The sequence below is a fragment of the Xanthomonas codiaei genome, assembly GCF_002939785.1.
Taxonomy (GTDB): domain Bacteria; phylum Pseudomonadota; class Gammaproteobacteria; order Xanthomonadales; family Xanthomonadaceae; genus Xanthomonas; species Xanthomonas codiaei.
The window spans coordinates 58,809-72,492 of sequence record NZ_MDEC01000022.1 but is presented as its reverse complement, the minus strand read 5'-3'; the positions used below and the strand labels follow the sequence as shown (position 1 = coordinate 72,492).

General features: G+C 65.8%; 15 protein-coding genes and 1 pseudogene. 3 read left to right on the top strand and 13 right to left on the bottom strand.

What is annotated here, in order from left to right; all coding sequences use genetic code 11:
- Positions 1 to 2 precede the first annotated feature (2 nt).
- Together XcodCFBP4690_RS15535 and XcodCFBP4690_RS15530 are read right to left on the bottom strand one after the other, a co-directional pair.
- Positions 3 to 665 (bottom strand): MotA/TolQ/ExbB proton channel family protein, encoded by a 663-nt coding sequence (locus tag XcodCFBP4690_RS15535; protein WP_104542198.1) that lies wholly within the window; start codon positions 663 to 665, stop codon positions 3 to 5.
- Positions 559 to 3,090: pseudogene (locus XcodCFBP4690_RS15530) on the bottom strand (DNA internalization-related competence protein ComEC/Rec2); the annotation flags it as partial. The gene XcodCFBP4690_RS15535 and the pseudogene XcodCFBP4690_RS15530, both read right to left, overlap by 107 nt.
- Before the next feature lie 202 nt (positions 3,091 to 3,292).
- Here XcodCFBP4690_RS15530 and XcodCFBP4690_RS22785 point away from each other — a divergent pair.
- On the top strand, positions 3,293 to 3,469 hold the full coding sequence (locus tag XcodCFBP4690_RS22785) for a hypothetical protein (protein ID WP_167394655.1): 177 nt from the start codon (positions 3,293 to 3,295) through the stop codon (positions 3,467 to 3,469).
- Positions 3,470 to 3,626: 157 nt separating this feature from the next.
- Positions 3,627 to 4,691 carry an SDR family oxidoreductase gene (locus XcodCFBP4690_RS15520; protein WP_104542246.1) on the top strand — a complete coding sequence of 355 codons (1,065 nt, stop codon included), beginning with the start codon at positions 3,627 to 3,629 and terminating at the stop codon, positions 4,689 to 4,691.
- Between the two features lie 85 nt (positions 4,692 to 4,776).
- On the opposite strand, the gene lolD is transcribed toward XcodCFBP4690_RS15520, so the two are convergent.
- From lolD to XcodCFBP4690_RS22920, 10 genes are all read right to left on the bottom strand, one after another.
- Positions 4,777 to 5,487, bottom strand: a complete 711-nt coding sequence (gene lolD / locus XcodCFBP4690_RS15515) for a lipoprotein-releasing ABC transporter ATP-binding protein LolD (protein ID WP_167394654.1) — start codon at positions 5,485 to 5,487, stop codon at positions 4,777 to 4,779.
- A gap of 37 nt (positions 5,488 to 5,524) precedes the next feature.
- Positions 5,525 to 6,766 carry a lipoprotein-releasing ABC transporter permease subunit gene (locus XcodCFBP4690_RS15510; protein ID WP_104542192.1) on the bottom strand — a complete coding sequence of 414 codons (1,242 nt, stop codon included), beginning with the start codon at positions 6,764 to 6,766 and terminating at the stop codon, positions 5,525 to 5,527.
- 23 nt (positions 6,767 to 6,789) lie between these two features.
- Positions 6,790 to 7,242: a protein YgfX gene (locus XcodCFBP4690_RS15505; RefSeq protein ID WP_104542190.1), complete on the bottom strand. Its 453-nt coding sequence runs from the start codon at positions 7,240 to 7,242 to the stop codon at positions 6,790 to 6,792.
- Positions 7,193 to 7,441, bottom strand: a complete 249-nt coding sequence (locus XcodCFBP4690_RS15500; protein ID WP_104542188.1) for an FAD assembly factor SdhE — start codon at positions 7,439 to 7,441, stop codon at positions 7,193 to 7,195. Before XcodCFBP4690_RS15500 ends, XcodCFBP4690_RS15505 begins: the two co-directional genes overlap by 50 nt.
- Before the next feature lie 112 nt (positions 7,442 to 7,553).
- The gene (locus XcodCFBP4690_RS15495; RefSeq protein ID WP_104542186.1) at positions 7,554 to 8,336 is read right to left on the bottom strand and encodes a succinate dehydrogenase iron-sulfur subunit; all 783 of its coding nucleotides are present in this window, start codon (positions 8,334 to 8,336) and stop codon (positions 7,554 to 7,556) included.
- A gap of 16 nt (positions 8,337 to 8,352) precedes the next feature.
- Positions 8,353 to 8,565 carry a hypothetical protein gene (locus XcodCFBP4690_RS23455; protein ID WP_104542242.1) on the bottom strand — a complete coding sequence of 71 codons (213 nt, stop codon included), beginning with the start codon at positions 8,563 to 8,565 and terminating at the stop codon, positions 8,353 to 8,355.
- A gap of 18 nt (positions 8,566 to 8,583) precedes the next feature.
- A complete protein-coding gene (gene sdhA, locus XcodCFBP4690_RS15485; RefSeq protein ID WP_104542184.1) occupies positions 8,584 to 10,374 on the bottom strand; it encodes a succinate dehydrogenase flavoprotein subunit in 1,791 nt (596 codons plus the stop codon).
- Between the two features lie 34 nt (positions 10,375 to 10,408).
- Positions 10,409 to 10,795, bottom strand: a complete 387-nt coding sequence (gene sdhD / locus XcodCFBP4690_RS15480) for a succinate dehydrogenase, hydrophobic membrane anchor protein (RefSeq protein WP_104542182.1) — start codon at positions 10,793 to 10,795, stop codon at positions 10,409 to 10,411.
- The gene (sdhC, locus tag XcodCFBP4690_RS15475) at positions 10,792 to 11,184 is read right to left on the bottom strand and encodes a succinate dehydrogenase, cytochrome b556 subunit (RefSeq protein ID WP_104542180.1); all 393 of its coding nucleotides are present in this window, start codon (positions 11,182 to 11,184) and stop codon (positions 10,792 to 10,794) included. Before sdhC ends, sdhD begins: the two co-directional genes overlap by 4 nt.
- Positions 11,185 to 11,240: 56 nt before the next feature.
- Positions 11,241 to 11,549 carry a DUF1674 domain-containing protein gene (locus tag XcodCFBP4690_RS22920; RefSeq protein WP_244183678.1) on the bottom strand — a complete coding sequence of 103 codons (309 nt, stop codon included), beginning with the start codon at positions 11,547 to 11,549 and terminating at the stop codon, positions 11,241 to 11,243.
- On the opposite strand from XcodCFBP4690_RS22920, the gene ygfZ reads away from it, so the two are divergent.
- The gene (ygfZ, locus tag XcodCFBP4690_RS15465; protein WP_104542178.1) at positions 11,451 to 12,323 is read left to right on the top strand and encodes a CAF17-like 4Fe-4S cluster assembly/insertion protein YgfZ; all 873 of its coding nucleotides are present in this window, start codon (positions 11,451 to 11,453) and stop codon (positions 12,321 to 12,323) included. The two genes, XcodCFBP4690_RS22920 and ygfZ, sit on opposite strands and share 99 nt — an antisense overlap.
- A gap of 181 nt (positions 12,324 to 12,504) precedes the next feature.
- Here the strand turns inward: ygfZ and XcodCFBP4690_RS15460 are convergent, their stop codons facing one another.
- Entirely contained in the window at positions 12,505 to 13,599 is a 1,095-nt protein-coding gene (locus tag XcodCFBP4690_RS15460) for an ABC transporter ATP-binding protein (protein ID WP_104542176.1), read from the bottom strand.
- Between the last annotated feature and the right edge of the window lie 85 nt (positions 13,600 to 13,684).

Sequence of the window (13,684 nt, the reverse complement as noted above, 5' to 3'; positions counted from 1 at the left end):
CGTCAGCCCTTCGCCGCAACAGGCGCGACGCCCGACGCTGCTGGCGGCGCGGATGGCACAACCACGCGCCCCTCCATGGTGTCGAGCAACAGCGTGGCCTCCTGCTCCATCTCGATGATGTAACCGGCGATGCGCCCCTTGAAGAAACGGTGCGCCATCAGTGCCGGCACCGCGATGATCATGCCGGTGGCGGTGCACACCAGCGCCTTGCCGATGCCGCCGGCCAGCTGGTTCACATCGCCCACGCCGTGGTCGAGGATCCCCAGGAACATCTGGATCATGCCGACCACGGTGCCCAGCAAGCCCAGCAGCGGCCCGGCCGAGGCGATCGTGCCCAATGCGTTCAGATACCGCTCCATGCGATGCACCACATGGCGACCGGTGTCCTCGATGCGTTCGCGGACCAGATCGCGCGGCCGGCCGCGTACATCCAGCGCGGCTGCCAGCAAGGCACCCAGTGGCGAATTGCGCCGCAACGACTCGATATGGGTGGGGTCCAGCTTGCCGCGCGCGGCCCAGTTGCGCACCTCTTCGCCCAGCCCCGGGGGGGTCACTTCGTTGCGGCGCAGGGTCCACAGACGTTCCAGCACGATCGCCAGCGCGATCACGCCCAACAACAGCAACGGCACCATCGGCCAACCGCCCGCCTTGACCAGCTCCAACACGATTCGATTCCTCCGGCAACGCGGCCGCCTATTCGCTGGCCGATAGGATAGCAGCCGACCGCCGCCGTTCCGCAGCATCCCACAGCCGCGGCTGCCAACGGCGCCGCTCGCGCACCTGCAGGCCGTTCGCCCCCAGCCAGACCCTGATCGCACCGGACTGGGCAGTATCGAGCACTTCGGCGCCACTGCCCTGCCAGCGCTCTACCACCTGCGCACGCGGATGCCCGAAGCGGTTGCCGTGCCCCGACGAGACCAGCGCCAGCCGCGCGCCGCTGGCGGCGATGAAGCCGGCATGCGAGCCATCGGCACTGCCATGGTGCGGCACCACCACCAGCTCCGCCCGTAGCAGCGGTGCGTGGTCGCGTAGCAGCCGCTGCTCCACGAGCGCGTCGATATCGCCCGGCAGCAGCGCGCTGGCGTAACGTGTCTCGACCCGCAGCACGCAGCTGGATTGATTGCGCAGGTACGGGAACGCCGGCCCCGGATGCAGGACCCGAAAGCGCACGCCATCCCACTCCCACTGCTGTCCGGCGTGACAGCGCGTACTGACATCCAGCGGCGCACCCGGCGGCGCGGCGGTCTTCGCAACCGGCATGCCGGCACGCACCGCCGCATAGCCGCCGGCGTGATCGGCATCGGCATGGCTGAGCACGATGGCATCCAACCGACGCACTCCAAGTGCATGCAGGGCGGGCAGCACCACGCGTTCGCCGGCATCGAAGCCATCGCGCACCGCCGGGCCGGTGTCGACCAACAGCGCATGCCGCTGGGTGCGCACCAGCACCGCCAGACCCTGCCCCACGTCCAGCACCTGGATGTCGGCCTCGCCGGCGGCAGGCAGGGCGCGATCCGGCCACAGCAGCGGCAGCCACAGCAGACAGGCCATGGCCTTGCCCGGTGTGCCTCGCGGCAATAACAACCAGAACGCGCCCAGCAACGCGGCGATCAGCGCGATGGCATCGGATTCGGGCACCCACCACAGCGCCACGGTGGTCTGCCCGAGCCAGACAAACCCCGGCCAGGTCAGTTCGAAACACCAACCTGCCAGCTGCCACGCCCAGACACCTGCGCCAGCATGCATGGCTTCCAGCGCGGTGCCGATCAGGCACAGCGGCACGACCACGAAGGTCCACCAGGGAATGGCCAGCAGATTGGCGAACGGCCCCACCAGGGACGCCTGCCCGAACAGGCTGATGGTGAGCGGCAGCAAGCCGATCGTGGCGACGGTCTGTGCGGAGAGGAAGCCGCGCACGATGGCGCGATCATGCGATGGCAGGCACCACACCAGCCAGGCGACACCGGCAAAACTGAGCCAGAAGCCGGCCACCAGTACGCTCAGCGGATCCCACAGCAGCACCGCCAGCAAGGCAAGCGCGAGTATCTGCGCGGTCGTGGCGCCTCGCCGCGTGACCCGCGCCAATGCCACGACCGCGATCATCAATACGGTCCGCACGGTCGGCAGCGCCAGCCCGGCAAGCACAGCGTAGGCGGCCGCACCGAACAATGCGGCGAGCGCGGCGGCATGCACGCGTGGAATCACCGAACCCAACCCGGGCTGCCATCGCCACAGCGCTGCGACCACCAGCGCAAAGAAGGCGGCGACCAGGCCGACATGGAATCCGGAGATCGCGATCAGGTGGCTGAGCCCGGTCGCGCGCAAGGTGGCCCAGGCCGCATCGTCCAGGCCGCGGGTGTCGCCCAATGCCAGCGCACGCAGATACGGCGCCGATGCACCTGGCACCCGGTCGGCGATGCGTTGCGACATCTGCTCGCGCCAGGCATCCACGCCGCGCGGCGCAGCAAGCTGACGGGCCGCGCCGTGGTCGCGTACGTAGCCGGTTGCCGCGATGCGCTGCGCCAGTGCCTGGCGTTCGGCATCGAACCCTCCCGGGTTTCGCAGCCCGCGCGGTGCGCGCAACTTGAGCCGCAGTTGCCACCGGGCACCGGCACGCAAAGCGGCGCGTAGTCCGACCTGCTGCGCCTGGAAGACGTCGTACCATGCCAGTTGCAGCAGCTTGCCGCGCACTGCCGCCGGCTGCGACCGATCGCGATCCACACGCAGCTGAAAGCGGGTGCGCCGCTGCTCGGCCACCGGCAGCCCGACCACCTCGCCGCGTACGGTGAGATCGTGCGTTTCGTCCCCAGGAAGCAACTGCGCCTGCAGTGCCCGACCCGCATGCCAACCGGTAAGAGCGAAGCCCAGTACCACGGTTGCAGGCATCAGCACCCACACCGTCGCGCGCGGACGCCACCACAAGATCCCAAGAATGCTTACAAGGCCTGCGCTACCAGAGACCGCGTAGATCGCCGACGACAGCACCGCCGGCGACCACGCGCAGCCGACCACGCCCAGCAGCAGCGCCACCGCGATGGGAACCGCCGATGCAAGCGGTGCCGGTGTCACCCTGGGTGCCGAGACATCCATGCCATTCCGCCATCCTGACGCCGTGAATCCACGACCTCAGACTAGACCAGGCTGGCTGGCGTCCCCAGCGGTGGTTTGCCCGCTGCAGGGTAGGAAGAAGACGGGTTCGCGGTGGCGGATGTTCCTCACACCAAGCGCTCCGACCAACCGACACAGAAGCAGACATCCGGACGCATACGTGATGGTGTCCTCGGAATGTAGGTTGAACGATATCCGCAACATGCCCGTCTCCGTCGCGATGCACTGCCGGTTCGCGACACTCGACGAACTGGCGATCGATATCGCGATCATCGCGATCCGGATGCTGCCACCAGCATCGGGGCAGTCGGGTCGAGCCAGCTCACCGCGTCTGGCGCTGGCACAGACCATACACGTGTGATCGCTCGATCAGCTGCGTGCGTGAATCCGTACAGACGGACACATACCGGCGATGCGACATATCACATGCAACCATCCGTTGACTGCAGATCAAGCATTCGCCTCGATTTCATGGAACAGGCGCTATGGTCTGGGCTGTTATCGAGGAGTTCCTCCACATGCGTAAGGGCATTGCATTGATCGTCGGCGTGACCGGCATTTCCGGTTACAACCTCGCCAACGTGCTGGTGGCCGATGGCTGGACCGTCTATGGTCTGGCGCGTCGGCCGCTGCAGCAGGACGGCGTCATCCCGGTGGCTGCCGATCTGCTGGATGCCGAAGGCACCCGCACCGCGTTGCAGGGTTTGCTGATCACCCACGTGTTCTTCTGCACCTGGACGCGGCGCGACACCGAGCGCGAAAACGTCCAGGCCAATGGTGCGATGATGCGCAACCTGTGCGATGCCCTGAGCCATGCACCGCTCAAGCACATGGCCCTGGTCACCGGCACCAAGCACTACCTGGGCGCATTCGAAAATTACGGCAGCGGCAAGGCGGAAACGCCGTTCCGCGAAAGCGAGCCGCGCCAGCCGGGCGAGAACTTCTACTACACGCTCGAAGACCTGCTGTTCGCGAACGCCGAACGCCACGGCTTCGGGTGGAGCGTGCATCGCTCGCACACCATGATCGGCATGGCCAATGGCAGCAACGCGATGAACATGGGCGTGACACTGGCCGTCTATGTATCGTTATGCAAGCACACCGGTCAGCCGTTCGTGTTTCCGGGCTCGCAGGCGCAATGGAACAGCCTCACCGACCTCACCGATGCCGGCCTGCTCGGCCGACAGCTGGCCTGGGCCGGACTCAGCCCGGCAGCGCGCAACCAGGCCTTCAACACCGTCAACGGCGATGTGTTTCGCTGGCGCTGGATGTGGGGGCAGATCGCGCAGTTCTTCGAGCTCGATGCAGCGCCCTGCCCCGACACGCCACAGCCACTGGAAGCGCGCCTGACCGAATCCGCACCGGCGCTATGGGCCGAGCTGGCTGCCAGGCACCAACTGGTGGAAGCGGACGTCAACCGGCTGGCCTCGTGGTGGCACACCGATGCGGACCTGGGCCGCGAGATCGAGTGCGTCAACGACATGACCAAGAGCCGCGAACTGGGCTTTGTGGATTTCTACGACAGCCGCGCCTCGTTCTTCGAACTGTTCACCCGGCTGCGGGCACTGCGCATCATTCCTTGATCGTGTTTTGAGTATCAGCGCGGGTCTTCAATGGCCTGCGGTTGTTGCTCGCGCCGCCATCGGAAGACCGATGGCGGCGCAGCGCTCACACCGCCGAAGGCGCCAACTCGCGCAGCTTGCCCTGGTGCAACTCCAGCACGCGATCCAGACGACGCGCCAGGCTGCGGTCGTGGGTCACCAGCACCAGGCTGGTGCGCTGGGCGCGATTAAGTTCCAGCATCAGCTCGAACACCGTGCCGGCGGTCTTGTCGTCGAGATTGCCGGTGGGTTCGTCGCCGAGCACGCAGCCGGGGCGATTGACCAGGGCACGCGCCACCGCACAGCGCTGGCGCTCGCCACCGGACAGTTCGCCGGGCTTGTGCTCGATACGATGGCCCAGGCCGACCGATTCCAGCAGTTGCAGCGCCTGTCCGCGCGCCACCGCCACCTCCTTGCCCGACAGCAGTACCGGCATCATCACGTTCTCCAGCGCGGTGAATTCCGGCAGCAGGTGATGGAATTGGTACACGAAGCCCAGCGCCTGGTTGCGCAGCTTGCCGCGCTGGCCGTCGGACAGCGCCGACATGCGCTGGCCTGCGACGTAGACCTCGCCGGAGGTGGGGATATCCAGCCCGCCCAGAAGATGCAACAAGGTGCTCTTGCCCGCACCGGAGGCACCGACGATGGCCACCGTTTCGCCGGTCGCCACCGACAGGTCCAGCCCATCGAACACCGGCGTGCGCATTTTGCCTTCGGCATAGGTCTTGGCCAAGGCTTCGGCGCGGATCACCAGATCGGCGTGGTTCGGCGCTTGCATTGTCGATTCCCGATTTGCCAATCCCGATTCCCGAATCTCATTCATAACGCAGCGCCTCCGCCGGTTGGGTCCGCGAGGCGCGCCACGCCGGGTACAGGGTCGCCAGGAAACTCATGACCAACGCGACCACGGTGATGATCACCACGTCCTGCGTCTGCATGTCGGTGGGCAGGCCGGTAATGTAGTAGACGTCCTCGGGCAGCAGTTTCACGCTGAAGACCGCTTCGATCACGCCCAGGATGCGTTCGAGATTGAGCGTCAGCACGATGCCGCCGATCACCCCCATGATGGTGCCCATGAAGCCGATCAGCGAACCCTGCACCATGAACACCTGCATCACGCCGCCGGGCGACAGCCCCAGCGTGCGCAGGATGGCGATGTCGGCCTGCTTGTCGGTCACCAGCATCACCTGCGAGGACACCAGGTTGAACGCGCCCATCGCCACGATCAGCGACAGCAGGATGCCCATCACGGTCTTTTCCATCTTCAACGAGTGATAGAGGTTGGCGTTTTCCTGGGTCCAGTCGCTGACGCGATACGGGCCGTGCAAGTTGAGCGCCAGGTCGCGCGCCACGTTCCAGGCCTGATCCATGTCGTGCAGGCGCAGCCGCACGCCGGTCACGCCATCCATGCGCAGCACGCGCCCCAGATCCTGCATGTTGACCACCGCCAAGCCGCGGTCGATCTCGTTGTAGCCAGCCTCGAAGATGCCGCTGACGGTGAAGCGCTTGAGCCGCGGCATTGCGCCCAACGGGGTGGCCTGAGTATCGCTGAGCAGCACGACGATGCCGTCGCCCACGTCCACCCCCAGCCACAGCGCCAGTTCCTTGCCGATGATGATGTTGTAGGAGCCTGGCGTGAGGCTGTCGACCGACCCTTGCTGCATCTTCTTGGCCAGCACCGACACCTTGGCTTCTTCGGAGGGGATCACCCCGCGCACGATGGCCGGCTGCTTGCGCGGGCCTTGAAGCAGGGATTCGGTTTCGATATACGGCGCGGCACCCGCCACGCGCGGGTCGGCCATGGCGACCTCGACCGCGTGCTGCCAGTCGCGCATCGGTGCCCCCTCGGCGCTGACCGTGGCGTGCGCGGCCATCTGCAACAGACGGTCGCGGATTTCCTTCTGGAAGCCGCTCATCACCGCCAGCGTGGTGATCAGCACGGTCACGCCCAGGGCGATGCCCAGGATCGATGCCATCGAGATGAAGGAGATGAAGCCATTGCGCCGCTTGGCGCGCAGGTAGCGCAAGCCGATGGCAACCGGGATAGGTTTGAACATGCGGTTCAACCGGAAAAGGGACGCTATGGTGCCACTTGCAGCGCCCGGGACGAAATCGCGTGCGCCTGTGCGGCCAGACGCAGTTCACGTCGCTGCGCTGCCGGCAGGGTGTCCGGCCAGAAAAGCAGCCGGCCACGGCATTGACCCGTGCCCTGCCAGGACACCACCGCAATCGGTCCGCGCCAGCTGACCTGCAGATCCTCCACCCGTTCCCCATCGACGCTGGCGGGCGCATCGCTCCATGGCACCACCAATTGACGTGGCGGCGAGCGCAACAGCTGGCGCAGCGAACGCGTGCCCAGCACCACCGCACAAGCGGACAACAACAGTCCCGCCCAGATCGGCGCGCCGCAGCGCCATACCGCGCACTGGGCCAATAGCGCCATCAACGCCAGCGCGCAGGCAAGTGCGCGCGAAGGCCGCCATTCAAGCCGGCATGGCGCGGATATCGGCGATGAGTGCGGCGTTGGCGGCATCCGGGCAGGCCTCGTATCCCATGAACCAGCGCCACAACTTATCGTCTTCGCAATCCAGCAACTGTAGGAAAACCGCGCGCTCTGCCGCCGGCGCTTGCGCCCAGCGTCGGTCCAGATAACGGCCGAACAATTGATCCAGCTCGCGCATGCCGCGCCGGCAGCGCCAGCGCAACTTCTTCAGCAGTGTGTCTTCATCCATTTTTCTCTCCACCCCGCCCTGCGGCAGGCCGAAAACGACAGCGGCACCTGACCTGGAGGCCGGTGCCGCTGCGAACCTCATCCCGCCCTGGCGGGACCGCCTTGCCGTGCGATCAGGCGCGACGCGCCATCATCAGCTTCTTGATCTCGGCAATGGCCAATGCCGGATTCAATCCCTTCGGGCAGGTGCGCGCGCAGTTCATGATGGTGTGGCAGCGATACAGCTTGAACGGATCTTCCAGGTCGTCCAGGCGCGCACCGGTGTCTTCATCGCGCGAGTCGATGATCCAGCGGTAGGCCTGCAGCAGGATCGCCGGGCCCAGGTAACGCTCGCCGTTCCACCAGTAGCTCGGGCAGCTGGTCGAGCAGCAGGCGCACAGGATGCACTCGTACAGGCCGTCGAGCTTCTTGCGGTCTTCGGGCGACTGCAGGCGCTCACGGTCCGGCGGCGCCGGGGTCTGGGTGCGGATCCACGGCTTGATCGAGGCGTACTGCGCGTAGAAATGCGTCAGGTCCGGCACCAGGTCCTTGATCACATCCATGTGCGGCAACGGGTAGATCGGCACCTCGGCCTTGCCGCAGGCCGCGATGGCCTTGGTGCAGGCCAGCGTATTGGTGCCGTCGATGTTCATCGCGCACGAACCGCAGATGCCTTCGCGGCAAGAGCGGCGGAAGGTCAGGGTCGGGTCGATCTCGTTCTTGATCTTGATCAGCGCGTCCAGAACCATCGGGCCGCACTTGTCCAGATCGATCTCGTAGCTGTCGGTACGCGGATTGGCCTCGCCATCCGGATCCCAGCGATAGACCTTGAAGGTACGTGTGTTCTTGGCGCCTTGAGCAGGGTAATGCTTGCCCTTGCCGATCTTGGAATTCTTGGGGAGGGTGAACTCTGCCATAGCTGCTCTCGTTGGCTCAGGCGACGCGCGGTGCGAGCGAAGACCGCACCGTGCGCATGAAATTGAAAACGATGGATGCCACCACCGATACGGTGGCGCGGCCGCCGGCACGCTGCCGGCGCCGCACCTGCGTCAGGCCTGCTCCGCACCATGCAACCGCAACGTCCGTACGCACCACGCGCTGGGTCGATCGGGTCATGGGGGCGGTATCAGGCATCGGCATCGGCATCGGCATCGGCATCGACGATCAGTAGACGCGCGGCTTCGGCGGAACCACATCCACTTCCTTGCTCAGCGTGTACATGTGGACCGGGCGATACTCGAAATCGCACTTGCCCTTGTCGTCCACGGTGACCAGCGTGTGCTTCTGCCAGTTGACGTCGTCGCGCTCGGGGAAGTCCTCGTGCGCATGCGCGCCGCGGCTTTCCTTGCGCTGCTCGGCCGAGTTGATTGTCGCCACGGCGTTGAGCAGCAAGTTGTTCAACTCGTAGGTCTCGATCAGGTCCGAGTTCCACACCAGCGAACGGTCCGACACCTTGACGTCCTCGAAGGTGGCGAAAATCTGCGCCATCTTGTCCACGCCTTCCTTCAGCGTCTTGCTGGTACGGAACACCGCAGCGTCCGACTGCATGGTGCGCTGCATGTTGTCGCGGATCACCGAGGTCGGCGTGGAGCCGTTGGCGTGGCGCAACTTGTCCAGCAGGCCCAACGCCTTGTCGCAGGCATCGGACGGCAGCGGCTTGTGCGGCTGGTTGGTCTTGATGGTTTCCGCACACCGGTTGGCCACCGCGCGGCCGAATACCACCAGGTCCAGCAACGAGTTGGAGCCCAGACGGTTGGCGCCGTGCACCGACACGCAGGCCGCCTCGCCGATGGCGTACAGGCCGGGGACCACCGCATCCGGGTTGTCGCCCTGCTTGCGCACCACTTCGCCGTGGTAATTGGTGGGGATGCCGCCCATGTTGTAGTGCACGGTCGGCAGCACCGGAATCGGCTGCTTGGCCACGTCCACGCCGGCGAAGATGTGCGCGCTCTCGGCGATGCCGGGCAGCTTGTCGTTGATCACTTCCGGACCGAGATGGGTCAGGTCGAGCAGGATGTGGTCCTTGTGCTCGCCGACGCCGCGGCCTTCGCGGATCTCGATGGTCATCGAACGCGACACCACGTCGCGCGAGGCCAGATCCTTGTAATGCGGTGCATAGCGCTCCATGAAGCGCTCGCCATTGCTGTTGCGCAGGATGCCGCCTTCGCCGCGTACGCCTTCGGTGATCAGGCAGCCCGCACCGTAGATGCCGGTGGGATGGAACTGCACGAACTCCATGTCCTGCATCGGCAGGCCGGCACGCATCACCAGGCCGCCGCCGTCGCCGGTGCAGGTGTGGGCCGAGGTGGCACTGAAATAGGCACGACCGTAACCGCCGGTGGCCAGCACCACGCCCTGCGCACGGAACAGGTGTAGCGAGCCTTCGGCCATGTCCAGCGCGAGCACGCCGCGGCAGACGCCTTCGTCGTCGAAGATCAGGTCGAGCGCGAAATACTCGATCATGAAACGCGCGTTGTGCGCCAGCGACTGCTGGTACAGCGTGTGCAGCATGGCGTGGCCGGTACGGTCGGCCGCGGCGCAGGTGCGCTGCGCGGACGGGCCCTCGCCGTACTTGGTGGTCATGCCGCCGAAGGGACGCTGGTAGATCTTGCCCTCTTCGGTGCGCGAGAACGGCACGCCGTAATGTTCGAGCTCGATGATGGCCGGAATCGCCTCGCGGCACATGTACTCGATGGCGTCCTGGTCGCCCAGCCAGTCCGACCCCTTGATGGTGTCGTAGAAGTGGTAGCGCCAGTCGTCCTCGCCCATGTTGCCGAGCGCGGCGGAAATACCGCCCTGCGCGGCCACGGTGTGCGAGCGGGTTGGGAAGACCTTGGTCAGGCAGACCGTCTGCAGGCCTTTCTGGGCCAGGCCGAAGGTCGCGCGCAGACCGGCACCGCCGGCCCCCACCACGACCATGTCGTACTTGTGTTCAGTGATCTTGTAAGCGGACATCTAATCTGGATTCCTGTTCTATGCGCCCGATGACTCAGGCACCGCCCAGCGCGATGCGCGCCACTGCGAAAATGCTGACGATCGCGCCAAGCACGGCGATGAACTTCACCGTTGTCTGCAACGCCAGTGCCAGCAGCGAATTGTGGATGTAGTCCTCGAGCACGACCTGCAGACCGAGCTGCGCGTGCCAGAACATCGCCACCAGGAAACCCACCAGCAAGACTGCATTCCAGGGCTTGGACACGGCCGCGACCGCGGTTGGGTAGTCCGAGCCGAGCAGGCTCAGCACGAACACCACGAACCAGATCGCCAGCACCACCAGCGCGGTGGCGGTCAGGCGCTGCAGCACGAAATGCTCGGTGCCGGTCTTGGCGGCGCCCAGGCCGCGCACGGTCTTCAACGGGGTACGGTAACGGCTCATGCGGCGGCTCCGGTCAAGACATAGGCCCAGATCGCGGCGGTGATCACCAGGCTGGAGATCACCGAGGTCCAGCTGCTGCGCACGAAGGCGGGAATGCTGAAGCCGTAGCCGAAATCCTGCACGATGTGGCGGATGCCGTTGGACAGGTGATAGGCGAAGGCCCATGACCATGCGAACAGGAACAGCTGGCCATACCAGGCGCCAAGATGCTGGGTGAGGCACGACCAATGGTCCTGCCCAAGCATCAATACCAGCAGGGAGACGGCAATGACCAGCGCCCCTCCGGAAAGAATGACGCCGGTGGCTCGGTGCAGGATCGAGGTCGCCATCTGGATCTGCCAGCGATATACCTGCAGATGTGGGGAAGTGGGACGTTCGCGGATCGCCATTCGCTGGGCTCGTTATCTCGGCTGGGCGGCACTAGGCCGCTGTGGCTAAAAGCTGCTCAAAAATCGATGCAGCGTCCATTTTTCTCCCAGTCGCCATAGCGCGTCGGCTCGGGGCCGTCGCGCCCACCGATCTCTTTGGGCAGGGGCTGCTTCTCGGGAATGTGCTCCTGAGAGGAAGGCTGCGTCTCGGAATCCTGCAATGGCGTGGGGGTTGGATGGCCTATCATAGTGGTCTCACAACGTTGCGATTTTAGTCCTCCCCTTCCGTGGCTGACAACCTGAATCTTATTCCGCAGGGTTTTGGCTCCCTGCACGACATGCAATACGTCCGCCTGATCGGGACGGATGCAGTGGCGTTCGCGCATGCGCAATTTGCCAACGACGTACTGGCGCTGGCGATCGGGCAGTGGCAATGGAATGCGTGGTTGACGGCGAAGGGGCGCGTGATCGCCATCTTCGCACTCCTGCGTGAGGACGACACCCACCTGCTGATGCTGCTGCCCGACGGCAACGCGGCCGAGATCGCCGCGCAGCTGGGGCGTTTCGTGTTCCGGCGCAAGCTGAAGATCGAGCTCGCCACGCCTGCGGCCTACGGCGGCTTCCAGGCACCGCAACAGGCGCGCGGCGCGCAGGCGGCCATCGCAGCGCAGCGCATCGAACTGGATTTCGGCGGCAGCACCCTGCCGCGTACGCTGGTGCTGCTGACAGGCGATGCATTGACTGCGCCTATCGATGTGCCCGGCATTGACGCCCAATGGCGTCGCGCCGACCTGCAACTGGGGCTGGTGCGCCTGCCGCAGACGCAGCGCGAGCAGTGGACCCCGCAGCAACTGGCGCTGGACCGCCTGCAGGCTTTCAGCGTCAAGAAGGGCTGCTATCCAGGGCAGGAAATCGTGGCGCGCACGCACTTCCTCGGCAAGGCCAAGCGCGCGGTGCAACTGCTCGACACCGACGCTGCCGTCGCGCCGGGCGATGCGATCAGCCTGGACGGCGCCGAGGTAGGCACCGTTGTCAGCGCCGCCGGTACCCTGGCCCTGGCCGTGCTGCCACTGGAACTGACGATCGGCGATGGCATGGCATTGAAGGCCAGGGATGCCCCTGCCCTATTGCTGCAGACGGTGCCCGGCCTGACCCGCTGAGCGGACCTACTGCGACACTCGCTGAGCCGGACCCGCTGAGTCGGGGCCGTGAGTTCTCGAACCGCTGCACTGGCAATCGACGTGACCAGGCCTGCGTGGCGCAGCCGTCGCTGCCCCGCGGCGATGCGGACCGGCGTCGCTCCGCCGCCGGCGCTGAGATTCCGGCAGCCAGAAGCAGTGCTCAGGCAGCCGCGTCTGTCAGGCGCTCGCCGGTGGCCGGGTCGAAGAAATGCAGCGCATCGCTGCGCAGCGCCAGGCGCAATGGCTGGCCGACCGCCGGCAAGGCCTGCGGCGCGACGCGGATCACCAGCGGCTGGCCGCCGCGATCCAGGTTGAGGAAGATCTCGTTGCCCACCGGCTCGATCACCTCGATACGCGCCTCGAACCCCAGCGCAGGGTCGCTGGAGGGCTGCAGATGCTCCGGTCGCACGCCCACGATCACGTCCTGACCGAACCAGCGGCGATCCACCTGCGCAGCACCCAACGGCACGCGCCAGCCATCGGCCATCACCAGATGCAGGCCGTCCTGATCATCCAGCCTGCCCTGCAGCACGTTCATTGCCGGGCTGCCCAGGAAACCGGCCACGAACAGGTTGGCCGGGCGGTCGTACAGCGCCATCGGGCTGTCGATCTGCTGGATGACGCCATCCTTGAGCACCACGATGCGCTGGCCCAGCGTCATCGCTTCGACCTGATCGTGGGTGACGTAGATCATGGTGGTGCCGAGCTTGCGGTGCAGCTGTGCGATCTCGGTGCGCACGCTGTGGCGCAGCTTGGCATCCAGGTTCGACAACGGCTCGTCGAGCAGGAACACCGACGATTCGCGCACCATCGCCCGCCCCAGCGCCACGCGCTGGCGCTGGCCGCCGGACATCGCCTTGGGCAGCTTGTCCAGCATCGGGGTCAGCCCGAGCAGCTCGGCGGCATTGGCGACCCGCTCGGCGATCACCTGCTTGGGATGGCCACGCAGCTTGAGCCCGAAGGCCAGGTTTTCGGCCACGGTCATGTGCGGATACAGCGCATAGCTCTGGAACACCATGGCGATGTCGCGATCCTTGGGCGCCACGTCGTTGACCACGCGCTCGCCGATCTTCAACGTGCCCGCGCTGATGTCCTCGAGCCCGGCGATCATGCGCAGCAAGGTCGACTTGCCGCAGCCCGATGGCCCCACCAGCACCATCAACTCGCCATCGGCGACCTCGAAGCTTGCGCCCTGCACGGCCACCTGGCCGTTTTCATAGACCTTGCGGACACCTTCCAACTGCACTTTCGCCATCGTTCGGCCTCAACTGTGTATGCGCCCTGCCCTCGGCCCTCCCGATGACAATGACGACCGACTCATTCGCACGGAATGTTCCTGC